Origin of the sequence: Melittangium boletus DSM 14713 (genome assembly GCF_002305855.1) — a bacterium.
In the GTDB taxonomy this organism is placed as follows: domain Bacteria; phylum Myxococcota; class Myxococcia; order Myxococcales; family Myxococcaceae; genus Cystobacter; species Cystobacter boletus.
In genome coordinates, this window is sequence record NZ_CP022163.1 from 416,494 (window position 1) to 439,721 (window position 23,228).

The following is a 23,228-nucleotide window of genomic DNA, read 5'->3' on the forward strand; positions in this document are numbered from 1 at the left end:
CTTGAGACCCGGGCGTGCTCGCCCTGTCCAGACGGGGCACGGCGAGCTGTTACGTCGAGGAGGCCGCGACCTTCCTGCGGGTGAACCGGAAGACCCTCTACGAGGCCGTTCGCCTGGGCAGCGTCCCGGGTGTCATCCGCCTGGGTCGGGTCATCCGCATCAACAAATCTGCCCTGATAAGTTGGGTCCAGGGTAACGGCGGTCCTGCGCTCGGAGAGAAGCGATGAGCGTCAGGCTGCGCAAGTGGAAGACGAAGGAGGGCAAGGTGCAGGAGGCGTGGTGGGTCGATGTGATGTTCCAGCACCCGGACGGGCGCGTGGAACGCGTACGCAAGGCGTCCCCGGTGAATACCCGCCGGGGCGCCGAGCAGTACGAACGGGAACTCCGCCAAGCACTCCTTCACTGCACCTTCGGAAAGGAGAAGAAGGAGGCCCCCACCCTGGAGCAGTTCCAGGAGCGGTTCCTCGATCACGCGCGAACGAACAACAAGGTCTCCACCGCGAAGACCAAGGCCGACATCCTGCGCAAGCACCTGGTCCCCGCGTTCGGACGGTTGAAACTGGATCAGATCGACACCGCACGAATCGAGGCCCTCAAAGCTCAGAAGGTGAAGGAGGGGCTCTCCAAGAAGAGCGTCAACAACCTCCTGACCGTGCTGCGCAAGCTCCTGGCCCTCGCCCAGGAGTTCGGCGAGATCGATACGGTGCCCAAGGTGGAGTGGCTCAAGGCGCCCAAGCCCGAAATCGACTTCCTCTCCTTCGAGGAGGCCGAGCTGCTGGAGGCGCACGCGAAGCCCGGCCGGTGGAAGGCGATGATCTCCCTCGCCCTCAACACCGGCCTGCGTATCGGCGAGCTGGCCGCGCTCTCGTGGGACTGCGTGGACCTGGCCTCCGGGCGGCTGCTGGTGAAGCGCAACGTCTTCCGGGGTCACCTCGGCACTCCGAAAGGCGGGCGCGAGCGAGAGGTGCCGCTCAACGAGCGGGCGCTGAAGGCCCTACGGGACTACCCCCGGCGCATCGACTCGCCATGGGTGTTCCCCCAGCGGGACGGCGGCTTCATCCGCAACCCGCAGCACACCTGCGCGGAGGCCATCCTTCGGAACGCGGAGCGGGCGGGCATTCGGCCCATCGGGTGGCACACGTTGCGCCACACCTTCGCGAGCCACCTCGCCATGCGTGGGGTGCCGCTCAAGGCCATCCAGGAGTTGATGGGACACGCCACCATCGAGATGACGATGCGCTACGCGCACCCGAGCCCGGACGTGAAGAAGGACGCGGTGCGGGCCCTCGACGTGCGCCCCAACGGCACATTGGCGGCACATAGACAGGAGGCGTAACCCGGAAAATGAAAAAGCCCCCGAGTCTTTCGACTTGGAGGCTTCTTGCAGAGTGCCCAGGGCGGGATTCGAACCCGCACACCTTTCGGCGCCACCCCCTCAAGATGGTGTGTCTACCAGTTCCACCACCTGGGCTTGCTGCGAACCGCGAACCGCGTTGCGACGGCGCCTCTAGTACCACGAACCGCGCCGACGGCAACAAACTTTAGCGGACCCGGCCCTCGTTTTTTGGGGCCGGGAACCGCTCGCCCGCCTACTGCGCGGGAGCCGGAGCAGGCGCCGGCGTCTCGGCCGGACGCGGCTGCTCCACACTGCCCGGAGCGCCCGTCGCCGGAGCAGCGCCCGTGGGGGCCGCCGCGTCCTGCGGATTGGCCGCGGGAATCTCACCCGCCGGAGGCGCACCCGTGGTGGACGGACCCGGGGTCGGCGCCGGAGCCGTCGCCGCCGGCTTCGCCACCACACCGGCCGCCACCGAGCCGCGCATGCCCACGAAGGACAGGCCCAGCGAGGTGACGAAGAACAGCGCCGCGCAGACGCCCGTCACCTTGGTGAGGAAGGTCGTCGCACCGCGGCCGCCGAAGGCGCTCGTCGCGGCTCCGCCACCCAGCGCCGAGCCCATGCCCGCGTCCTTCCCAGGCTGCAACAGGATGACGAAGATCATGAACACGCACAGCAGGACGTGCACGATCGTCACGAAGGTCAACATGCTTTCGCTCTTCTTTCCGGTCCTGAAATCAAAGGTCGCGCAGCCTAACCGAACGGTGCGGACGCTGACAATGTTCCTACGCTCCCGCCCCACCCTTGATGATGGCCGCGAAATCCCCCGCCTTCAGGCTCGCTCCCCCCACCAGGGCCCCGTCCACGTCCGGCTGTCCGAGTAGTTCCGCCGCGTTGTCCGGCTTCACGCTCCCGCCGTACTGGATGAGCACCCGCTCTGCCGTCTCCCCGTCATAGAGCTTCGCCAGGTGGGCGCGCAGGGACTTGTGCACCTCCTGCGCCTGGGCGCTCGTGGCCGTGCGGCCCGTGCCAATCGCCCACACCGGCTCGTACGCCAGCACGAAGGTGGCCACCTCGGCCGCCTGGAAGCCCTTGAGTCCACCCGTCACCTGGCGCTCCACCACCTCCAGGGTGCGGCCCGCCTCGCGCTCGGCCAGCGTCTCGCCCACGCAGAGGATGGGGATCAGCCCCGCGCCCAGCACCGCCCGGGCGCGCTTGTTCACCGTCTCGTCCGTCTCGCCGAAGAACTGCCGGCGCTCGGAGTGGCCCAGGATGACGTAGGTACACCCCACGTCCTTGAGCATCCCCGCGGAAACCTCCCCGGTGAACGCGCCACTGGCCTCCCAGTGGCAGTTCTGGCCGGCCAGCTTCACGGACGAGCCCTCCAACTCCTTCGCCACCGCGTGGAGCGAGACGAAGGTCGGCGCCACGGCCACCTCCACCCGCTCTCCCGGGAGGGAGGCGACCAGTCCCTTGAGCTCCCGCACCAGCGCGAGGCCCTCGGAGACCGTCTTGTTCATCTTCCAGTTGCCCGCGATGAGCTTGCGCCGCGCCTGTGCCGCCATGGGAATCGTGCCTCCCCCGGGAGGGGAACTGCGGGTGGGGAACTACTTGGTCTCGAGCGCCTTCACGCCCGGCAGCTCACGGCCCTCGAGGAACTCCAGCGAGGCACCGCCGCCGGTGGACACGTGGCTGAGCTTGCTGCCCAGGCCCATGTCGTTGACGGCCGCGGCGCTGTCTCCACCGCCCACGATCGTCACCGCGTTCTTGTTGGCCACCATGGCCTCGGCCACCGAGCGCGTGCCCGCCGCGTAGCGCGGCACCTCGAACATGCCCATGGGGCCGTTCCAGATGACCGTCTTGGCGTCGCGGATGTGCTCGGCGTACATGGCGCGCGTCTTCGGACCGATGTCCAGGCCGATCAGGTCCGCGGGGATGGCCCGATCAGGAACCTCGCGCAGGGGGCCCTTGTCGCCCAGCTCCGTGCTGCAGATGTGATCGATGGGCAGCACGAGCGACGTCTTGAGCCGCTGGGCGGCCTCCATCAGGCGCTGCGCCATGGGGAGCTTGTCCTCCTCGACGCGGCTCTTGCCCACCTCGAGGCCCTGCGCCTTGAGGAAGGTGTACGCCATGGCGCCACCCACCAGCAGCGCGTCCACCTTGGGCAGCAGGCTCTCGATGACCTTGATCTTGTCGCTCACCTTGGAGCCACCCAGGATGGCCACGAAGGGCTTGGCCGGGTTCTTCATGGCCCCGCCCAGGTACTCCAGCTCCTTGCGCATGAGCAGGCCGGCGCCCTTCTCCTTCACATAGGGCACCATGCCCGCCGTGGAGGCGTGGGCGCGGTGCGCGGTGCCGAAGGCGTCGTTGATGTAGACGTCGGCGAAGGAGGCCAGCTCGCGCGCGAAGGCCTCGTCGTTGGCCTCCTCCTCCTTGTGGAAGCGCAGGTTCTCCAGCATCAGCACCTGCCCTTCCTTCTGATCCTTCACCAGCTTGCGCACGCCGTCGCCCACGCAGTCATCCGCGAGGATGACCTCGTGCTTGCCGCCGAGCAGCTCGGACAGGCGCGAGGCCGCCGGCTCAAGGGACAGCTTGGGCTCGGGGCCCTTGGGGCGTCCGAGGTGGGAGGCCAGGATCACCTTCCCGCCCAGCTCCAGCGCCTTCTGGATGGTCGGCAGCGCCTCGCGGATGCGGGTGTCGTCGGTGATGCGCCTGCCTTCCAGGGGAACGTTGAAGTCCACCCGGATGAAGACGCGCTTGCCGGTGAGCTGCATGTCGTCGATGTAGCGGATCGTCATCGGTCTTCCCTCTCGGATCGCCCGTGAGCCACGGGGATTACAGGCCCTTGGAGACGAGGAACTTGGCCACGTCCACCATGCGGTTGGAGAAGCCCCACTCGTTGTCGTACCAGGCCATGACCTTGGCCATGTTGTCGCCCACCATCATGGTGTTGGTGGAGTCGAAGATGGAGGAGTGCGGGTTGCCGTTGTAGTCGACAGACACGGTCTGCTCGTCGTTGTAGAGCAGGATGCCCTTGAGCGCGCCCTCGGAAGCCTTCTTGAAGGCCTCGTTGATGGCCTCGACGCTGGCCTTCTTGCCGAGCGTCACGGTCAGGTCCACCAGGGACACGTTGGGCGTGGGCACGCGCACCGACATGCCATTGAGCTTGCCCTTGAGCGCGGGCAGCACCTCACCGATGGCCTTGGCGGCGCCCGTGGAGGAGGGGATCATCGACAGGGCGGCGGCGCGGGCGCGGCGCAGGTCCTTGTGCGCCAGGTCCAGGATGCGCTGGTCGTTGGTGTAGCTGTGCACCGTGGTCATCAGACCCTGCTCGATGCCGAACGTCTCGTGGAGCACCTTGGCCACCGGCGCCAGGCAGTTGGTGGTGCACGAGGCGTTGGAGAGGATGTGGTGCTTGGAGGGATCGTACTGCTCGTGGTTGATGCCGTAGGCGATCGTCAGGTCCGGGCTCTTGGCCGGCGCGGAGATGACGATCTTCTTGGCGCCCGCGGCGTGGTGCTTGGCGGCGGCCTCGCGCTCGGTGAACAGGCCCGTGCACTCGAGCACGATGTCCGCGCCCAGGCTCTTCCAGGGCAGGGAGGCGGGATCCCGCTGCGCGGTGACGGCGATCTCCTTGCCGTCGATGATGATGCTCTTGTCCGTGGACTTCACGGTGCCCTGCCACGTGCCGTGCACGGAGTCGTACTTGAAGAGGTGCGCGAGCGAGGCGGGCGAGTCGAGATCGTTGATGGCGACGAACTCGAGCTCTTCCTTGCGGCTCAGCGCCGCGCGCAGCACGCAGCGACCGATACGACCGAAACCGTTGATGGCAATCTTGGTGGCCATGTCTCAATCTCCTAGGAGAGGGGGGTGAATAGTCCGGGTGTGAAAAGGCGGGCGACCGTAGGCATGTGACGCACGCGAGTCAACGCTCCGTACGAGCCGAATGGCGCATCCGCCGCCGCTGAACAAGCCGCAACAGCAACAGCCCCGCCAGGGGCGCCGTTCCCCCTCCCGCTCCGCAACCGCAGCCCGACTCCTCGCTTTCGTAGGAACTCGGTAGGTTCTCCAAGGAGCAGGGGTAGGCCTCCGCCGTTGAGCCCAGGCCGCTCGTATCCACGTCCGGCGGCAGCGCCTCCTCCCCGGAGGGCGGCGTGGGAGGCGTGGCCAGAATTCCCGCCCGGGCCAGGAAGGCGCCCATCAGATAGGCGCGGCGCTCGGGAGTGACGATGCCCTCGAAGGGCACGCCCAGGAAGAGCACCTGTCCGCCCGGCGAGGAGAGCACCCCGGCCACGGAGTTCGTTCCGGAATAACCCAGTACGGGTGTCGCTCCCGCCAGGGGAAGGAGGACGTCCGTCGCCCCCACCGAGGAAGAGCCCCGGCGGCCGTCGTCGAGCAGTGAGCCCGCGAGCCCCGGAAGCAGGCCCTCTCCGAGCCCACTCACCCGAAGCCCGGACACCCCACAGCGCGGCAGGGCCCCGAGGATGCCGGTCAGGAAGGAGACGTCCCCTGGGTTCTCCGCCGCCAGCGCGGAGACGATCTGGCTGCCCGACAGCAGCAGGTGCCCTCCTCCGAGCACGAAGGAGCGCATCATCTCCCGTTCGGCGGCGGTGGGGCCGGGCCCCTGGAGCTGCCCCCGGCCGGAGAACCAATCCAGCACCCGGTAGCCCACCGGGGTGAGGAGCCCCGCCGCGATCGCCTCGCTGGTCGCTCCATCGAAGGACACCGCGTTGCGCGCCACCGCGTCGCCGTGACGGCGCAGCGCCGTGCCGTCGTTCATGGCGTCCAGGAACACGCGCGAGGGAGAGCCCAGGTCGTACGCCGAGAGCTCCTCGGTGAGCACCATCGTCGCGTCCAGACGGCGGAAGGCGTTGACCACGAGCACCGCGGGCACCCCGCCCGCCTCCGGGACACGCACGCCCACCACGTCCGAGGGGAAGGACTCGCCTCCGGGGTTGAGCGCCGCCACCCGGAAGTAGCGCGTGGTGCCCTCCGCCAAGGGGAGCGTCAGCGAGAGGCTGGTGGTGTCCGTCCCCTCGTCCCAGGCGAGGCCGTCCTCGCTCTGATAGACGCGGTAGCCCGTGGCGACGTCCACCACGGGCACCCGGCCCTTGGGGTCCAGGGGCTCCACCCACTTCACCTCGACCTGGCCTCCACCGACATGGCGCGCCGCCACCGCGGTGGGCGCCTCGGGCGGCAGGTGCACGGGGACTCCGTCCTCCGCGGCGAAGTACTTGATGATGCCGTGGAGGAAGGCGCGCGCGGCGATGCGCCGGAAGGCCGGCTCCTTGAGCCACGCGGCGTCCTGGGCATTGTCGTGGTAGGCCACCTCCATCAGCACCGAGGGGAACTCCGGATTGTGCCTCGGGTTCACCTCGCCCAGGTTGGCCGAGCGCAGGTTGCGCACCCGCCAGGTGGGCTCCACCTCGCGCTGCAGGTCCGTCTTGAGTTCATCGAGCAGGCTCTGCGCCAGCCGCTGGCTGCCCTCGACGCCCGTGAAGTTGTAGGTGCCGTCCACGGGGTTGGGGCCATAGACGTAGGCCTCCGTTCCCCGGGCACTGCCGTTGCTGGATGCATTGGTGTGCCAGGCCACGTACACGGCGTCCTCGCCCTCCTCGTGCAGCCAGGCCGCGAAGCGCGGGCGCGCGGAGACGTCGTCGTTGCGCTCGTTGGACAGCGCGTTGATACCCGAGGGCGCGAACACCTCGGGCGGCGCGCCGCTGAACTGGGTGTGGTAGCGCGCGCACTCCTCGGCGCGAGGCCTCTGCAACGCTCCGAGGGCCGCGTCTCCCACGTCCCCCGTGCCTCCGCCCAGGCGCACGGCGTCCAGCGAGACGGTGCCCGACTCGGCCGAGTCGTTGTACGCCACCACCGAGGCCGTCGCCGGGGACGCGCCGGCCTTGAAGAAGAAGCGCCCGAGGAGGATCCAGGTGCCTCCATGGCGACGCTGGTTCACGCGGAAGTGGCTCTCGCCGCCCGCGTGCCGCACCACGTAGTGCGCATCGGTGACCCGGCTCGGATCCGCTCCATAGGAGACGTAGACGTGGTAGGCGCCGTCCGCGGGCACTTGTGGCGCCCAGGTGGCGGAGGCCGTGGCGGTAGGTGCGGTGATCAGGAGCCGGGCATCCCCCAGCTTGAAGGGCTCCACCGCGTTGCCCATGGGCGTCGGCGGCACGCCCCACCCCGGGCTGACGGTGGAGAAGAGCTCCGCCGGCCCCGTCTCCGAATAGCCAGCCCCCCCATTGTCGAGCAGGGCTCCGCGCGGATTGAGATCCGGCTCGCGCACGGGAATCACCGTGGCGCCCGCCCCCATCAACATGGGCATCAGGTACTGATCGAGCGTCTCGAGGGAGACGAGGTCCTCGACCACCCCGTTCGTGTTGCCTCGCTGGGTGGCCCAGCGCCCCAAGGGCGAGCTGCGGTAGAAGCCGTGCCCGGGGCTCAGATAGATGGTCTTCCCCGTCAGCGCTCCGGCGCGGATGCGCGTCTGCGGCTGACCCGAGAGCGGAGCCACCCCCTGGGCCCGGTGCTCGCGGCGCACCAGCGGGGGCTCGGACGCCTGTCGCGGCGTTTCCCCAGGCCGGGGGCCGGGCAGGGGCACATAGACGGCGTCCGGGGGCTCCAACCCGCAGGCATGGGCGGAGGACTCATCCTCCTGGGCTCGGGCGGCAAGGGGCCAGCACAGCAGCGAGGCCAGCGCCCAGGCGGTGGCACGATAAGAATGAGAATGGGCCATGGGGGGCGGGACGTTAGGCCTCCGTCGCGAGCGCCGCCAATCGAATCGTGGGTGCCCGCCCGCTCTCCCGCTAACGTGTCACCTTGATGAGTTCCCCCGTCCCCTCCTCTCCGCCCCCTTCCGAGAAGCCTCGGCCGCCCGCCTATGCCTCGCAGGGCGGCGCCGGCATGCTCGCCTCCTTCCGCCACGCGTGGAACGGGCTCATCCACACCGCCGTCCACCAGCGCAACATGCGCGTCCACCTCGTCTCCGCGCTCCTCGTGGGCCTGGTGGGCAGCGGCATTCCCCTCGGGCTGGCGGAGAAGGTGACGCTCATCTTCTGCGTCCTGCTCATCTTCTTCGCGGAGATCCTCAACAGCGCGCTCGAGCACCTGGTGGACCTGGCCACCCGGCACTTCGATGAGAAGGCCCGGCTCACCAAGGACGCCGCCGCCGCGGGCGTGCTGGTGCTCGCCATCGGCACCGTCGTCATCTTCGCCGCCATCCTCGTGCACAACTGGGAGACCGTCGCCAGCAGCGGGCCGCAGATCGCCCGGCAGGTGGCGCTCGGATTGCCGCTCGCCCTGTGCGTGATGGTGCTGGTGCTGCCCCAACCGCGCTCCGCCTGGGTGGACCGGCTCGCCTTCCTCGGCGGCGCCCTCCTACTCGGTGTGCTCGCCACCTACACCGTCAGCTCCGTCTTCACCGCGATGAACGGGGGCCTGCTCGTCATCGCCGGGTCCGCCGCCCGCCAGCGACGCCTGGAGCGCACCACGCCCCAGCCCGCCGGGGCCCTGGAGGGGTAGCACCGAGGGGTAGAAACAAGAAAACCGGCACGGGGCCGGTTTCACTTGCCGCCTAGGGGAACTCGAGGCCCAGGACCCGCCCGGACCCGGCTACCCGCTAGGGACGATGAATAAGTAGGAACTCAGGCTTCCTGCCGGAAGTCCGTCATGCCCTCGGCCGTCGCCTGGGCGACATTGGCGTGGACCTTGATGTCCTCGGTCACGAGGTCCAGCAACTCGGTGGCCATGCCGACGACCTGCATGGGGGTGTAGCCACTCTCGCGCAGCTGGTTGAAGAAGGTCTGGGCGAGGAGACGGGTGTTCTGCTTGTTCGCGCTCATGGTCGTATCCTCAAGAGGGGGTGGGACGGCCTAACCACTGGGACGGGCTTCTTCAACCCGCGTGCCAGAAGTCGGGTAACCGACGAATTTCCTATATGATCCGGGCGGTTACGCTATTCCGGAGGCCCTTGCTCCCCCCAGCTTGCTGCGAAGTGTCATTCGCACCCCCAGCCGCTTTCGGGATTCAGCACACACAGGGGTGTATCGCCCCGTTCGCACCCCGGAACGCCCTCGCGACTTCGATGGCTTGCATTCGGGGGCCCGGGCGGCGCACATACGCGCTTTTTTCCGCCTCAGTGTCCCAGGAGACGAGCAGCACATGGCTTATCGGGTGAACAACATCGGGTTGTGGTTGGACGAGCCGGAGGAGCTGCTGGGCCAGCGCGCGGCGGAGAAGCTGGGCGTGACGCGAGGGGACCTGGCCTCGGTGCGCGTCGTGCGAGCGGTGCTGGACGCCCGCAAGAAGGGCAGCCCGCGCTACATCTATACGCTCGAGGTGGAGCTCGCCGCCGGCCGCGCGCCGAAGAAGCTGCCGCCGGACGTGGGCGAGACGCCTCCCGTCCCCGAGCCCCTGCCGCGCGTGAAGGAGCCCGAGCGCCTGCCCCTCATCATCGGCACGGGGCCCGCGGGCCTCTTCTGCGCGCTGGGGCTGATGGAGCGCGGCGTGCGCACCATCCTCATCGAGCGGGGCCGCGAGGTGGTGGCGCGGCGCAAGGACGTGGCGAAGCTCATGCGCGACGGCACGCTCGATCCGGAGAGCAACATGAACTTCGGCGAGGGCGGCGCCGGCGCCTACACGGACGGCAAGCTCTCCACGCGCATCAACCACCCCATGGTGCGCAAGGTCATCGAGACGTTCGCCCGCTGCGGCGCGCCGGACCACATCCTCATCGAGGGCAAGCCTCACATCGGCTCGGACCTGCTGCCCGGCGCGGTGGCGAAGCTGCGCGACGAGCTCATCGCCGGCGGCAGCCAGGTGCTCTTCGAGCACAGGGTGGAGGAAGTGCTCTACCGCGACGGCCGGGTGTCCGGCGTGCGGCTGGCCGATGGGCGCACGTTGGAGAGCGACCGGGTGGTGCTCGCCCCGGGCAACTCGGCGCGCGAGCTCTACGAGCGCTTCGCCGCGGACGGCCAGGTGGTCATCGAGCCCAAGCCCTTCGCGCTCGGCTTCCGGGCGGAGCATCCCCAGGGGCTCATCAACTCCATCCAGTACGGCAGCGCGGCGAAGAATCCCAAGCTGCCCCCGGCCGACTACAAGCTCGCGGAGAACCTGGAGGTGAACGGCGAGGTGCGCGGCATCTACTCGTTCTGCATGTGCCCGGGCGGCATCGTGGTGCCCACGCCCACGCAGGACGGGTTGCAGTGCACCAACGGCATGAGCAACTCGCGCCGCAACGCGAAGTACGCCAACGCGGGCATCGTCGTGACGGTGTCCGTGGAGGACTTCGAGCGCGAGGGCTTCCGGGGACCGCTGGCGGGCCTGGAGTTCCAGCGCCACTGGGAAGGCAAGGCGTACGAGCTGGGCGAGGGGAAGTTCTTCGCGCCCGCGCAGACCATCCCGGACTACCTGGCGGGCCGCGTGAAGAAGGAGCCCGGAGGCACGAGCTACCGGCCGGGCCTGGTCCACACGGACCTGAACCGGCTCTTCCCGGAGCGGCTCACCCAGTCGATCAAACAGGCGCTCAAGATGTTCGACCGCAAGATGCGCGGCTTCGTGAGCGACGAGGGCAAGCTCATCGGCATCGAGAGCCGCACGAGCTCCCCCGTGCGCATCACCCGCGGCGAGGACATGCAGTCCGTCTCCATGAAGGGGCTCTACCCGGCGGGCGAGGGGTGCGGCTACGCTGGAGGGATCGTCTCCTCGGCCATTGATGGACTGCGAGTGGCTGAGCAGATTGCCAACGAGTTGGCCTGAAACCGGGCCTGGGAGGGGGCTGGATGCGCTATCGCGTACGAACGCCGGACGGAGAGCTGGACTACCTCTCGTTCAGGGAGGTGGAGCTGGCCTACATCCAGGGCCTGGTGGGCCCGGATGACGAGGTGCGCGAGGAGGGACAGACCCTCTGGCGCAAGGCGTCGACCATCCCCCTGCTCGCGCGGGCCAGACCCCCGGACAAGGGACTGATGGCCCGCGGCCAGCTCTTCGCGGTCGTCGGCGCCGTGTTGATGGGCATCTGGGCGCTCATGCTCATCATGAGCGAGTCCTGGAGCCGGCGAGGCCTGGGCATCGTCCTGGCGCTCGCGACGAGTGCCCTCCTCACCCGCGTCACCTACAAGGCCTTCAAGCGGCCAGGCGGCACGCGCTAGGGCTCGTCCACTCCCCTGCCCTCCCTCCCACGAGGCACCGCCTGGCGCCCGGGGAGATTGTTCTCCAACCAACGGATGTTCCCTGGAAAGCGGAACATCCGAGCGCGGCCGCATGGCCCGCGCAGGGGGAGGACGACCTTGGTCAATACCTATCTGTCCCGAGAAGCGGCGCGCAAACTCAAGCACGGAGCGCCGTGGGTCCGTCGGGAGGACATCGTCTCCATCGAGGGGACGCCCTCCCTGGGAGAAGCCGTCCAACTGCGCGACGAGGAGGGACAGTTGCTGGGGCTCGCGGACGTGGACCTCGAGGCGTCCTACGCGGTGCGCCGGCTGGGGAGCGCCCAGGAGCCCGCCGAGGGGCTCATCCCCCGCCACGTGCGCCACGCCTTCGAACGCCGCGCGCACCTGGTGGACGACCCGCGCTTCTGCCGCATCATCAACGACGATGGGGACGCACTGCCCGGCCTCATCGTGGACCGCTACGACACACACCTGGTCGTCCAGACGCTCACGCGCGCCATGGACGCACGGCTGCAGGAGATCTCCCGGGCCCTGGTCGAGGTGAGCGGCGCGGAGTCCGTGCTGCTGCGCAATGACACGTCCCGGCGCCGGCAACTGGGCCTGCCCGCGCAGCGGCCCCATGTGCTCCACGGCAACCCTCCCCGGTGGACCCGCGTGCTGGAGCTGGGCGCGCGCTTCACCGTGGACCTCACCTACGGCTCGGGCGTGGGCTACCCGTATGATCAGCGCGAGCTGCGCCGCTTCCTCACCCGGCTCTCGCCGAACGCGCGGGTGTTGGACCCGAGTTGCCACGTGGGCGGCCTCTTCGTGCACGCGGGACGCCATGGCGCCCGGTCCATCCTCGCCTTCGACAGCGACGCGGACACGGCGGACCTGGCCCGGGAGAACGCCGAGGCCAACGGGCTGATGGGCCGCTTCCAGGTGGAGCGCGGTGACGCGCTCGACGTGCTCCATGGCATGCAGGACACCTTCGATCTGGTGCTCCTGGACACGCCCGAGGTCACCACGCCCGAGGGCTTCGTCGAGCAGGTGCGCCTGGGGCTCAAGGCCACCCGTCACGGCGGCACGCTCCTCGTCATCGGCTACCAGCCGCCCCTGCCCGTGGGCGGCTTCGACGACCTGGTGGCCGAGGCCTGTGAGCAGGAGGAGCGCCGCAGCTTCCGCATGGCGCGCTTCGGCCTGCCCCCGGACCACCCCACCCTCGTGGGCTTCTCCGGCACCGACTACCTGTCCGGGCTCGTGCTCGAGGCGAGCTGACGCGCGCCGCTACCGGGCCGTCGCGTACTTGCGCACGGCCCGAAGCACGTCCGGCACCGAGGACTTGTTCGCCTTGTCCGCCACCCACGAGGGCAGCGAGCCGCCCGGGTTCGTATAGAGGTAGTAGGTGACGAAGGTCTTCTTGCCCTCCTCGCGCGGCTCCAGGAGCCAATAGCCCTTGTTGAGCTTCACCCGCACCACCCCCTCTCGCTCGGCGGGGGCGCCCTGGGTCGCCGCCGTCCAGGTCGCCTTCATGAAGCCCTTGCCGTCCTTCCAATCCGACTCGTCGAGGATGCGGATGACGAAATCGCGCTTGTCCACCATCGGGGCGTTCACCAGACAGTAGAAGGTGATGACCTTGCCCTCCTCCTCGGTGGCCAGCACGCGGCTCTCCTCTGTGTAGGGCATGGTCTTCTTGTAGTTCACGTAGTCACGAATGACCCGCCAGACGTCCGCTGCGGGGGCATCCACCAGGGCGGAGGCCTTCACCTCCGAGACGTCGGCTCCCTCGGGGGTTCGGGCCAGCACGGAGATGCCATCGTCACGGGCCACCTGTTTCCAGGGGGCTTCATCGGCGCCCGACAGCAGGACGAGCAGGGACAGCGTCGGAAGAAAGGTCATGAAGGCATCCTAACCGCCTGGGTGATGGTAGTGTGCCGCGCCGAGATGACGACCGACCATCAGGCTGACCCGACCCCCACTTCCTCCGACGCCGCCTCCGTGGAAACGGTGCGCAAGGTGTACGCGAAGGACCTGCGAGAGAAAGACCAGGTCCACACCGTCTTCCGCGTCTCGCAGAAGAGCCGTGTCACGGCGCGCAGCGGCAAGGTGTTTCTCTCCCTCGTGCTCACCGACAAGAGCGGCGAGATCGACGCCCGCGTCTTCGACAAGGTCGAGGCGCTCGAGCCCGCGTTCGCCATCGGCGACTACGTGCTCGTCAAGGGCCACGCCATTGCCTTCCACGGCAAGACGCAGGTGGTCATCGAGGCGCTCGAGAAGCTGGATCCCGAACCGCTCGACCCCAAGGAATTCGAGCCCCCCGCGCCCGTCGCCAAGGAAGAGCCGGCCCCCGCCAAGTCCGAGGGCAAGCCCGAGGAGACCCCCGCCCCCAAGCGCGAGGAGCCCACCCCGCCCCGCGCGACGGGAGAGGGCCCCGGAGGCGCGCGCGCCGTGGGACAGATTCGCGAGCTCGTCTCCGAGCGCGTGAGCGACCCGAACGTCAAGGCGCTGCTCCTGGCCTTCCTGGACGATCCTCAGATCTCCGCGGCCCTGCCGAACGCGCACGCCGTGAAGGGTGTGCACCACTCCTACCGGGGGGGACTGGCCGAGCACCTGCTGTCCGTGCTGCGGCTGACGCTCCGGGTGGCGGACCACTACCCCATGGCGGATCGCGATCTGCTGCTGGCGGGCGCCCTGCTGCATGACGTGATGCGCGTGGGCGAGTCCGCCCAGGACAAGGGCGGCGAGCCCTCCGACGAGGGTCGGCTCGTGGGCCACCTGGTGATGACGGCGCAGAAGATTCGCGAGAAGGCGCTCGGCATCCCGAACTTCCCGCCCCTGCTGGAGCAGCACCTCACCCACCTCGTCATCGCGCAGAACACCTCGCCCGAGGGGGGCATCGTCCGGCAGCCCGCGACGCTCGAGGCGCAGATCATCCAGACGCTCTCCTCGCTGGACGCGCGCATCGCCTCCTGGGTGGACGCCATGCAGCGCGATCCCCACGAGCGCTGGACGGACCACCTCAAGCCCTACAACCGCTCGCTCTGGAAGGGCCCGGCGCCCACCTCGCGCGGCCGCGCGCCCGTGGAGGGCGGAGGCCGCCGCAAGAACAAGGACAAGAAGCCGCCCCGCGAGCGTCCGGAGAAGTCCGCGGGAGAGTCTGGCCAGGCGGCGGAGCGTCCCGAGCGGGCCGAGCGCCAGGACAAGCCCCGCGAGCCGCGTCCGCCCCGCGAGCCGAGGCCGCCCCGCGAGCCCCGGGGAGAGGGACGTGAGGCGAAGGAGCCTCGCGAGCCCCGTCCGCCTCGCGAGCCCCGCGAGCCGGTGAACGTCCCCAAGGAACTGACCTTCAAGCCCTTCAGCGTGCTGACCAAGACGGAGCCCGCCAAGCCCGAGGGGGGCTCGGACTCGGAAGGCTGACCCATGGCGAAGAGACTGGGCGAGAGGCTCGTCGAGGCGGGCCTCGTCACCACCGAGTCCATCCAGAAGGCGCTGGAGCACCAGAAGATCACCGGCCACCGGCTGGGGGACTGCCTGGTGGAGATCGGCCTCTTGCAGGAGTCGGCGCTCCTGCGCTTCCTGGCGGCCGAGTTCCAGACGCGCTTCGTCTCCGCGGAGAAGCTGGCCAAGGCCCGCATCCCCACGGAGGTGCTGGACAAGGTTCCGGTGCGGCTGGCGGAGGCGCAGAACGTGCTTCCGCTGGCGATCGACCGCGAACGAAGCCTCTTGTCGGTGGTGGCCGCCGAGCCCCAGAACAAGAAGCTGATGGACGAGATCGCCCTGGTGACGGGGATGCAGGAGGTCTACGCGTACGTGGGCCTGCGCAGCTCCATCGCCGCCGCCATCCGCAAGCACTACTACGGGGACCCCACGGCGTTCGCCGCGTTGGAGTTCGGCGGGCAGATGCGCGCGGACGTCAACGCCATGACCTCCGCCTACGAGAACACGGGCGGGACGGCACCCAAGGCGAGTCTCCAGCTCAAGCTGGACACGGAGACCCGGCTGCGGCTGCAACGCCCGGGCACGCAGACGCGCAATGGCACCCGCGGCGATGCCCTCCTGGGCTCGCGCGGCACGGTGGCGGACAACGACTACATCGAGACGTTGAACATCCTCGTGACGATGCTGGAGCGCGACCGCAAGTACCACCGGGGCCACTCGGCGCAGCTCGCGCGCCAGGCGGCGGTGGTGGCGCGCCGGCTGGGCATGACGCCCAAGGACGTGTCGGCGGTGACCATCGCGGGCTTCCTGCACGACCTGGGCAAGCCCGCGGATCGCCACTTCTGCCTGGCCAGCAACGCGGTCAATCCCGAGTGGGTGACCGACGCCAAACGCTATGCCCGGGTGCCCACCAAGGTCTTCGAGACGGTCCACCTGCCCGCGCAGGTGAACACCATGCTCGCGCAGCTCTACGAGGCCTATGACGGCTCGGGCTCGCCCCAAGGCGCCAAGGGAGACGACATCACGCTGGGCGCGCGCATCCTCGCGGCGGTGGACAGCTACCTGGAGCTGACCAAGAACCCCGCCAACGCGCACGGCAAGCTGTTCAGCAAGGCCAAGGCGCTCGAGCACCTCAAGGAGCACGCGGGCACGCTGTACGATCCGCTCGTGGCGGACATCGTCGCGCAGGTGCAGAGCGGCGAGCTGTTGCGGCACCGGCTCGCCAACGACGGCCGGCAGATCTTCATCGTGGAGCCCGAGGAGAGCACGCGCACGGACCTGCTGGACGCCTCCCAGAAGCAGGGCCTGGTGGCGTACGCCCTGTCGCAACTGGAGGGGGCGTACGACGCGCTGGCCCACCAGGAGTGCGACGTGCTGGCGGTGGGATTGAAGTTCGGCCTGGACGAGGTCCTGGGCCTCTTGCAGGCGGTGCGCTCATCGGCGGAGCACGCGGGCCTGCCCGTGGTGGTGCTCGGAGATCCGGACGCGGGCACGCGCGAGCGGCTGATGATGGGAGGCGCGACGGCGGTGGTGGCGCCCACGGCGATGGACGAGTCCGCCCGGACGCTGCGCACGCTGTACGACGACCGGATCCTCCACAACGGGCCCGCGCGAGTGGTGCGTGGCAGCCTGGACGAGATGCCCGCCCCGGAGTTGCTCAAGACCCTGGGCGCGCAGAAGAAGTCCGGACGGCTGTTCCTCAAGCACCACGCACACGAGGGCTACCTGCACCTGGAGCAGGGGCGGGTCGTCTTCGCCGCCATCGCGGGACAGAGCGGCGAGCAGGCCCTGCAGACCCTTCTGGGCTTCCACCAAGCGGACTTCCGCTACGATCCGGACTCGCTGCTGCTGGATCCGCCGCACCTGGACAAGGCCATGGACAGCGTGATCCAGCAGATCGCGGTGCGCCGGCCCACCGTCTCGGTTCCCACCGTCTAGGACAACCGCCTCACGGCACGCTGAAGCCAAACAGCGTCGCCGCGTTGGCGGTGGCCATCCAGCACTACAGTACGTCTCTTATGGCCATGGAAATCGGGTACAGAGCCCGGTGATTGACATTGGGGTGGAATACCGCGAGGTAGAACTCTCCTGCGATCAGCACCCATGTCCGCGGAGGCGGATGCGCTTGGTTCTTCAGCCAGGTCTCCGCTTCATCTCGAGTAGCGAAAGAGGCACTGGCAACAGGCGGGTCGTTCTGCTCGAGCCATCCGAGATACCACTCGAAATGGCGATTCCGTGGTAGGCGCCGGAAGTTCGTCGCCCGGTCGTAAACCACATCGTGATAGCTGTTACCAATCAAGACTTCGGCGAACACCGGAGGGCTCGGGTGACTTTTGAGCCAGTCATCCGCCTGCTCCTTTGTTTCAAAGGACGCCACAACCATGGGGGGATCATTGGATTCGGTACGCTGAATGAACTCCTCCAGGGATTTGCCCTGACGCGTCGCGGAGATGAATCGAAGCGCATCGAGGATGGTCTGGATGTGTGCCCGCGCATCAACGGTCGAGGGCTCATCGAGAAGACTCTCGAAGAACTGAGTCGTTCGAGCCAAGAGACCGCTTCGTGCCGGTGATTCCTCAAGGGACGTGGAGGAGTCATGAGGCCCATGGCCTTCTCGAAAATCCTGAAAGGGATACCATTGACCCGAGGCGGAGATAAAGTCCAGGGCGTCCCGGGCCAGGAGCAAAACCCGCCTCTGCTCCTGAGGGGGATCCTCGCTCCAAAGTCTCCCAATCACTTGCTGGGCATCCGAGAGCATCATCAGATTCATCATGGCTGCACCGCCAGGAGCCGACCCTCGGAAGACTCATCCGCTGAAGAGAAAATGATGACAGGGGCGAGCACCAGCACCCCACCTCCACTCGCTCCAACAGCAACGACGAACGCCACGCCCGCGATGACAACGACGGTCCCCACCAGCAGCGTCTCACTATTTTGCTTGATCCAACCAATCGCCTCGTCCATGGCGTGGAACTCCAAGGCGCCACCTTCAGCCAACTCCTTGAGCCTGCTGCAATCGAGATAAGGCTGCATGCATTTCTTGATGCAATGCTCTTTCTTGGAGCCGCTGCCCATATGGCTCCAATTCCGACCTTTCAGACCCGCCAAGCACATCGCCTCACACGCGGTGAGTTCCTCATCACAGTCCCGGCTGAAGGACATGTGGACGATGTGCCCCTGCACGCCGCGCGACATCGCTGGATACGGATATCCCGCCGTGAACGCATCGATGGGCTTCCAGGAATGGAGCAGCTGTCCTTCTGGCGCCCTTTCGATGACGAGGACGTATCTGCCCAGTTCCCGAGCATCCCTGGGGCCTGGCGTCGCGTGGCGAGTCGCACCACAGGACAGCAACAAGAAGCAAAGGCTCGAAACCATGAGCCTTTTGACGGCGAGGATGGGCTGCATGAGCACCGGGTTACCGCACGTCATCGCCGCAGTCCATGGACATGACCGGAGAAGAACGTTCGCCCATGGACGGAAAGAGCTTCGTCCAGGAACATCATCGCCTCACGGCACGCTGAAGCCAAACAGCGTCGCCGCGTTGGCGGTCGTCACCTCGGCCACCTTCTCCACGGGCACGCCCTTGAGCTCGGCGAGCTTCTTCGCCGTCTCGACGACGTACGAGGGCTCGTTCTTCTTGCCGCGGTAGGGCACGGGCGCCAGGTACGGGCTGTCTGTCTCGACCATCAATCGCTCCAGGGGAGCGAAGCGCACCGCGTCCTGCAAGGCCTCGGTCTTCTTGTAGGTGACCACGCCCGATAGCGACAGCAGGAAGCCCAGGTCCAGATAGCGCCGGGCCGCGTCCGTGTCCCCCGTGAAGCAGTGAATGACGCCATGGCGCACCCCCTCCTCCTTGAGGATGGCCTCGCAATCATCATGCGCGTCCCGCACGTGCACCACGAGCGGCTTGCCCAACTCCTTCGCCAGCGCGCACTGCCGGCGGAACACCTGAGCCTGCACCTCCCGGGGCGAGTGGTCGTAGTAGTAGTCGAGCCCCGCCTCGCCCACGGCACGCAACTCCGGCCGGGCGCAGGTGCGCGCCAGGTGCTCGAAGTCCTCCTCCGTGGCCCGGGCCGCCTCGTGCGGGTGGATGCCCAACGTGGGCGTGAAGAAGTCCGGATGCGCGGCGGCGATCTCCAGCGCCGAGCCCCAATCCCCGGGGCCCTGGAACTGGCCCACGATGACGGCGTGCACCAGTCCGGCGGCGCGGGCGCGCTCCAGCGCGGCGTTCACCCGCTCGGCATCCGAGCGGTCGAAGTGACAGTGCGAGTCCACGAGCTTCATGGCACCTCCTGCATGAGCTCGGAGAGCTCGGTACGGGCCTCGGCGGAAAACGCGGGCAGGGCCGCTCTCACCCGGTCCCGGCCCTCGGGAACGGCGAGCAACCACAGCCCCTCGGCGGCATCGAGCCGGAAGTCCTCGGGCACTCCCGGCTCATCGAGCAGCGACAGGAGCCACGGCAGGGCCGCCGCATCGCCCAATCGTCCGAGGCCGCGCGCCGCCGCGCCCCGGCACTTGTCCTTCGGGTTGGAGATGATGCCGCGCAGACGCTCGAGGGCGCCCGGGGCCTTCACCTCGCCACACAACTCCACGGCGAGCGCCCGGTCCTGGGCCCAGTTCCATCGCCGCTTCTCCGAGCGCTTGAGGAGCCAGGCCGCCCCTTCCGCATCGCCCAGGCGCGCGAGCACCCCCGCCGCCTGGGTGCGATCGAACGCGGGGAGCAACAACCGGTGGAACAGCCGCTGAACGGCGGGCAACGCGCGCGCGTCCCCCAGCTCGGCGAGGGCCCCGAGCGCCCGGAAGCGCAACAGGTCCATGTCCAGCGCCTGCACCAGCGTGTCCAGGCCCGCGGGGTGCTGGAGCGAGGCCATGCCGCGCGCGGCCTCGAAGCGGACCTCGAAGACAGGGTCCTCGAGAAAGCCAGCCAGCACCCCCCGGCAATCGGCCCGGCCGAGGTCCGCCAGACGTCCAGCGGCCTCCAACCGCACGAGGCTTTCCGGATCGGACAGCCTCGCGGCGAGGAAGCCCGGCAACTCCTCGGAGGAGAGCACCCCGGTGGCCATGCCCACGCCCGTGCGGCGCACCGCCACCTGTTTGTCCTCGAGCAGCCGGGCGAGCGCCGCGGAGAACTCCGGCGCCCGAGCGGCGTCCTCGCTCACCAGGTGGAAGAGCAATTCGGCCGCCTCGGCGCGCAGGGCCGGGTTCTGCTCGCGCTCGAGGGCGAGAAGCGCCCGATCCCGTTCGCCGCGCCAGTCCGTCACGCTCACTTCACCTCGGAGCCCGGCGGCATGTCCCCCGGGTCCAGCAACGACAGGTTCTTACCGCCGGGGCCCGCGGTGAGAATCATCCCGCGCGACTCGATGCCCCGCAGCATGCGCGGCTTGAGGTTGGCCACCACCACCACCTTGCGGCCCTGCACCTGCTCGGGCTGGAAGGCCTCGGCGATGCCGGAACAGATGGTGCGCGGCTGCCCTTCCCCCAGGTCCACGGTGAGCTTGAGCAGCTTGTCCGCCTTGGGCACCCGCTCGGCGGCGAGGATGTGCCCCACCCGGAGCTCCACCTTGGCGAAGTCCCCGATTTCGATCTCTCCCGGTGCGGACGCGGCCGGAGCGGCCTCCGGCGCCTTCGCCTCGGCGGGCTTGGGCTCCGCGGCCTTCTTCTCGGCCTTGCCCCCCTTGGCGGCCTTCTTCGCCTCGGGAGCGGGCTCGGTGCTCGCGGGAGTCCCGCCGAGGATGGCGTTGACGCGCTCCTCCTCCAGCCGGGGCAGCAGGGGCTCGGGGGTGCCCACGGGACGCGAGCGGTCGAGCAACGGGTAGCTCGCGGTGGCGAGCGCCTCGAAGGTGAGCGGCGGCGCGTTGAGCTGGGCGAACAGCTTCTCCGCCACGCGGGGAATGACGGGCGCGAGCAGCGCGCCCAGCAGGTACGCCACCTCGGCGGCGTCACTCAGGTCGGCGCGCGCGGCCTCGGGGTCCGTCTTCACCTTGGCCCAGGGCGCCGCGGTCTGCACGAAGCCGTTGGCGGCCTGGGAGATCTCCGTGATGACGCGGATGGCGTTGCGGTACTCGAGCTTCTCGAAGGACTCGCGCACCTCGGGCACGCGGGCGAGCGCGGCCTCCACCAGCGCGCGGCCCGGGCCCTCCTTCGTCGCGGGAGCCAGCCGCTTGTCGAGCGCGGCGCCAGCGAGCATGGACAGGCCGCGATTGGCCAGATTGCCGATGTTGTTGACCAGCTCGCCGTTCACCCGCAGACGGAAGTCCTTGAGGCTCAGGTCCAGATCCTCGACGCCCGGGCCCAGGTTGGCCGCGTAGAAGTAGCGCAGGTAGCTCGGGTCGAGATGCTCCAGGTAGGAGCGCGCGGGGATGAGCGTGCCGCGGCTCTTGGACATCTTCTCGCCATTCACCGTGAGGTGGCCGTGCGTCTTGATGGCGGTGGGCTGCTTGAGGCCGGCCACCTTGAGCACCGCGGGCCAGAAGAGCGCGTGGAAGTAGACGATGTCCTTGCCGATGAAGTGGATGATGCGCGCGTCACTGCCCTCGGCCCAGTAGTCCAGGGCGCTCTGGACCTTGCCCGTCGTCTGGGCCCACTTCTCGGTGGTGGCGATGTAGCCGATGGGCGCGTCCAGCCAGACGTAGAAGTACTTGTCCGTCTCACCGGGGATGGTGAAGCCGAAGTACGGCCCGTCGCGGCTGATGTCCCAGTCCGCCAGACCCTTCTCGAAGAAGCCCTGGAGCTGGGTGGCGAGGCCGGGGTTGATGAAGTCGGGCCGGCGCAGCGTCTCCTGGAGGAAGTCCGCGTGGCGCGACAGCTTGAAGAACAGGTGCGAGGAGTGGCGGCGCACGGGCGGCGTGCCACACAGGGCACACCGGGGCTCGATCAGATCCGTGGGCGCGTAGGCCTTGCCGCACTTCTCACAGGCGTCTCCGTATTGATCCGAGGCCTTGCAGTTGGGGCAGGTGCCCTTGATGAACCGGTCCGGCAGGAAGCGCTTGTCCGTCTCGCAGTAGGCCTGCTCGATGTCCCGCTTCTCGATGTCGCCGCGATCCTTGAGCTTGCCGTAGATGAACTCGGCGTAGTGCTTGTTCTCGGGCGAGTTCGTGGAGTGGAAGTAGTCGACGCTCACGCCGAAGTCGCGGAAGTCCGCCTGGTGGGCGTCGTACCAACGGCCGATGAACTCCTCGGGCTTGAGCCCCTGCTTCGCGGCGTTGATCTCGATGGGCGTGCCGTGGGTGTCGTCGGCGCAGAAATAGACGACATCCTTGCCGCAGGAGCGCAGGAAGCGCACGTAGATGTCGGTCTGCACGTACTCGACGAGGTGGCCGATGTGGATGGGGCCGTTGGCGTACGGTAGCGCGCTGGTGACGAGGATTCTCTCCGCCATGGGATCTCCTGAAGGGCGGCGGACCTTAGCCGCTCGGCAAGCGCGGGTCATCGGGAACCCGCACGGGAGGCGCCGACATGCGCGCCCGGCGTGAAGCTGTTATCGATTCCCCTCACGATGTGTACCCTGATCATCCTCCGCCATGCCCACCCGGATTGGCCGCTCGTGCTCGCGGGCAATCGGGACGAGCGCTATGACCGCCCCGCCGTGGGACCCCAGGTGCTCTCTCGCGCGCCCCTCTTCGTGGGAGGGCGGGATTTGGAGCGGCAGGGGACCTGGATGGGCGTGACGGCGGGCGGCTTCGTCGCCGCCCTGACCAACCAGCGGGGCGCGGCCAACCTGATGCGTTCGACCCTGTCCCGGGGGGATGTCGTCCTGCGAGCCCTGGAAGCGGGCAGCCAGGAGGGGGTAGAGCACTACCTCTCGGGTCTGGACGCCCGGAGCTACCGGCCCTTCAACCTCCTCTATGGAGATGCCACGGCGCTCCGGGTGGCCTATGCCCGCCCCGATCAGGAGCGCGTCCAGATGGAAGAGGTCCCCTCGGGCGTCCACGTACTGTCCAATGACGTGCTGGACTCCACGACGTTGCCCAAGGTCGCCCGAGCCCGGCAACTCGCCGAGGGCGCGGCCCACCGGCCCTGGCCCGAGACGGTGAAGGTGCTCGAGGCCCTGCTGTCCGACCACGTCCTGCCGGAGCGGGGGCCGGAGCTATTGCCCGAGGAGCACAAGAGCCCGGAGATTCGCGAGTACATCCGGCACTACCAGGCCCTGTGCATCCACACGCCCAGCTACGGGACGCGCTCCTCGGCCATCCTCGCCCTGGCGCCGGGGCGGGTGGGCCAGTACCTAGCGACCGACGTGGCCCCCTGCCAGGCCCCCTTCCGGGACGTCACCTCGCTCCTCCACCCAGGCGCTTCATGAACGCCTGAAA

21 protein-coding genes and 1 tRNA gene are annotated in these 23,228 nt (G+C 68.6%); 9 read left to right on the forward strand and 13 right to left on the reverse strand.

Features of this window, described 5'->3' with window-relative positions; genetic code table 11:
* Nucleotides 1–14: 14 nt before the first annotated feature.
* The gene (locus MEBOL_RS01745) at nucleotides 15–227 is read left to right on the forward strand and encodes a helix-turn-helix domain-containing protein (RefSeq protein WP_095975780.1); all 213 of its coding nucleotides are present in this window, start codon (nucleotides 15–17) and stop codon (nucleotides 225–227) included.
* Nucleotides 224–1,336: a tyrosine-type recombinase/integrase gene (locus tag MEBOL_RS01750; protein ID WP_095975781.1), complete on the forward strand. Its 1,113-nt coding sequence runs from the start codon at nucleotides 224–226 to the stop codon at nucleotides 1,334–1,336. Before MEBOL_RS01745 ends, MEBOL_RS01750 begins: the two co-directional genes overlap by 4 nt.
* Before the next feature lie 53 nt (nucleotides 1,337–1,389).
* Here the strand turns inward: MEBOL_RS01750 and MEBOL_RS01755 are convergent.
* The 6 genes from MEBOL_RS01755 to MEBOL_RS01780 all read right to left on the reverse strand — a co-directional run bounded on the left by MEBOL_RS01755 (nucleotide 1,390) and on the right by MEBOL_RS01780 (nucleotide 8,069).
* Nucleotides 1,390–1,471: transfer RNA gene (locus tag MEBOL_RS01755), tRNA-Leu, on the reverse strand.
* A 118-nt stretch (nucleotides 1,472–1,589) separates the two neighbouring features.
* Nucleotides 1,590–2,042: a preprotein translocase subunit SecG gene (gene secG, locus MEBOL_RS01760; RefSeq protein ID WP_095975782.1), complete on the reverse strand. Its 453-nt coding sequence runs from the start codon at nucleotides 2,040–2,042 to the stop codon at nucleotides 1,590–1,592.
* A 76-nt stretch (nucleotides 2,043–2,118) separates the two neighbouring features.
* Nucleotides 2,119–2,898, reverse strand: coding sequence for a triose-phosphate isomerase (tpiA, locus tag MEBOL_RS01765; protein WP_095975783.1), 780 nt, complete (start codon nucleotides 2,896–2,898; stop codon nucleotides 2,119–2,121).
* 42 nt (nucleotides 2,899–2,940) lie between these two features.
* Complete coding sequence (locus tag MEBOL_RS01770; protein WP_095975784.1) at nucleotides 2,941–4,131, reverse strand: phosphoglycerate kinase; 1,191 nt, start codon at nucleotides 4,129–4,131, stop codon at nucleotides 2,941–2,943.
* A gap of 37 nt (nucleotides 4,132–4,168) precedes the next feature.
* Nucleotides 4,169–5,179, reverse strand: a complete 1,011-nt coding sequence (gene gap, locus MEBOL_RS01775; protein WP_095975785.1) for a type I glyceraldehyde-3-phosphate dehydrogenase — start codon at nucleotides 5,177–5,179, stop codon at nucleotides 4,169–4,171.
* 79 nt (nucleotides 5,180–5,258) lie between these two features.
* Nucleotides 5,259–8,069, reverse strand: coding sequence for a golvesin C-terminal-like domain-containing protein (locus tag MEBOL_RS01780; protein ID WP_095975786.1), 2,811 nt, complete (start codon nucleotides 8,067–8,069; stop codon nucleotides 5,259–5,261).
* Nucleotides 8,070–8,155: 86 nt separating this feature from the next.
* Here MEBOL_RS01780 and MEBOL_RS01785 point away from each other — a divergent pair, with 86 nt between their 5' ends.
* Nucleotides 8,156–8,854, forward strand: coding sequence for a diacylglycerol kinase family protein (locus MEBOL_RS01785; protein ID WP_095975787.1), 699 nt, complete (start codon nucleotides 8,156–8,158; stop codon nucleotides 8,852–8,854).
* A 122-nt stretch (nucleotides 8,855–8,976) separates the two neighbouring features.
* Here the strand turns inward: MEBOL_RS01785 and MEBOL_RS01790 are convergent, their stop codons facing one another.
* Complete coding sequence (locus tag MEBOL_RS01790; RefSeq protein ID WP_095975788.1) at nucleotides 8,977–9,174, reverse strand: hypothetical protein; 198 nt, start codon at nucleotides 9,172–9,174, stop codon at nucleotides 8,977–8,979.
* Nucleotides 9,175–9,493: 319 nt separating this feature from the next.
* Here MEBOL_RS01790 and MEBOL_RS01795 point away from each other — a divergent pair, with 319 nt between their 5' ends.
* The 3 genes from MEBOL_RS01795 (at nucleotide 9,494) to MEBOL_RS01805 (ending at nucleotide 12,759) form a co-directional block, all read left to right on the forward strand.
* A complete protein-coding gene (locus MEBOL_RS01795; protein WP_095975789.1) occupies nucleotides 9,494–11,089 on the forward strand; it encodes an NAD(P)/FAD-dependent oxidoreductase in 1,596 nt (531 codons plus the stop codon).
* A 23-nt stretch (nucleotides 11,090–11,112) separates the two neighbouring features.
* Nucleotides 11,113–11,481 carry a hypothetical protein gene (locus tag MEBOL_RS01800; RefSeq protein WP_095975790.1) on the forward strand — a complete coding sequence of 123 codons (369 nt, stop codon included), beginning with the start codon at nucleotides 11,113–11,115 and terminating at the stop codon, nucleotides 11,479–11,481.
* A 138-nt stretch (nucleotides 11,482–11,619) separates the two neighbouring features.
* On the forward strand, nucleotides 11,620–12,759 hold the full coding sequence (locus MEBOL_RS01805; RefSeq protein WP_095975791.1) for a class I SAM-dependent rRNA methyltransferase: 1,140 nt from the start codon (nucleotides 11,620–11,622) through the stop codon (nucleotides 12,757–12,759).
* 9 nt (nucleotides 12,760–12,768) lie between these two features.
* Here MEBOL_RS01805 and MEBOL_RS01810 read toward each other — a convergent pair whose 3' ends face one another.
* Nucleotides 12,769–13,380, reverse strand: a complete 612-nt coding sequence (locus MEBOL_RS01810) for an START domain-containing protein (RefSeq protein WP_095975792.1) — start codon at nucleotides 13,378–13,380, stop codon at nucleotides 12,769–12,771.
* A 45-nt stretch (nucleotides 13,381–13,425) separates the two neighbouring features.
* Here MEBOL_RS01810 and MEBOL_RS01815 point away from each other — a divergent pair, with 45 nt between their 5' ends.
* Complete coding sequence (locus MEBOL_RS01815) at nucleotides 13,426–14,895, forward strand: 3'-5' exoribonuclease YhaM family protein (protein WP_095982519.1); 1,470 nt, start codon at nucleotides 13,426–13,428, stop codon at nucleotides 14,893–14,895.
* 3 nt (nucleotides 14,896–14,898) lie between these two features.
* On the forward strand, nucleotides 14,899–16,854 hold the full coding sequence (locus MEBOL_RS01820; protein WP_095975793.1) for an HD domain-containing phosphohydrolase: 1,956 nt from the start codon (nucleotides 14,899–14,901) through the stop codon (nucleotides 16,852–16,854).
* 64 nt (nucleotides 16,855–16,918) lie between these two features.
* Here MEBOL_RS01820 and MEBOL_RS01825 read toward each other — a convergent pair whose 3' ends face one another.
* From MEBOL_RS01825 to metG, 5 genes are all read right to left on the reverse strand, one after another.
* On the reverse strand, nucleotides 16,919–17,689 hold the full coding sequence (locus MEBOL_RS01825; protein ID WP_095975794.1) for a hypothetical protein: 771 nt from the start codon (nucleotides 17,687–17,689) through the stop codon (nucleotides 16,919–16,921).
* A complete protein-coding gene (locus MEBOL_RS42490) occupies nucleotides 17,686–18,324 on the reverse strand; it encodes a hypothetical protein (RefSeq protein WP_245919369.1) in 639 nt (212 codons plus the stop codon). The genes MEBOL_RS01825 and MEBOL_RS42490 overlap by 4 nt, the downstream gene beginning before the upstream one ends.
* Before the next feature lie 102 nt (nucleotides 18,325–18,426).
* Nucleotides 18,427–19,203 (reverse strand): TatD family hydrolase, encoded by a 777-nt coding sequence (locus tag MEBOL_RS01835; RefSeq protein WP_095975795.1) that lies wholly within the window; start codon nucleotides 19,201–19,203, stop codon nucleotides 18,427–18,429.
* Nucleotides 19,200–20,180 carry a HEAT repeat domain-containing protein gene (locus tag MEBOL_RS01840; protein WP_095975796.1) on the reverse strand — a complete coding sequence of 327 codons (981 nt, stop codon included), beginning with the start codon at nucleotides 20,178–20,180 and terminating at the stop codon, nucleotides 19,200–19,202. The genes MEBOL_RS01835 and MEBOL_RS01840 overlap by 4 nt, the downstream gene beginning before the upstream one ends.
* A 2-nt stretch (nucleotides 20,181–20,182) precedes the next feature.
* Nucleotides 20,183–22,297, reverse strand: coding sequence for a methionine--tRNA ligase (gene metG, locus MEBOL_RS01845; protein ID WP_095975797.1), 2,115 nt, complete (start codon nucleotides 22,295–22,297; stop codon nucleotides 20,183–20,185).
* 117 nt (nucleotides 22,298–22,414) lie between these two features.
* On the opposite strand from metG, the gene MEBOL_RS01850 reads away from it, so the two are divergent.
* A complete protein-coding gene (locus tag MEBOL_RS01850; protein ID WP_095975798.1) occupies nucleotides 22,415–23,218 on the forward strand; it encodes an NRDE family protein in 804 nt (267 codons plus the stop codon).
* Nucleotides 23,219–23,228 lie beyond the last annotated feature (10 nt).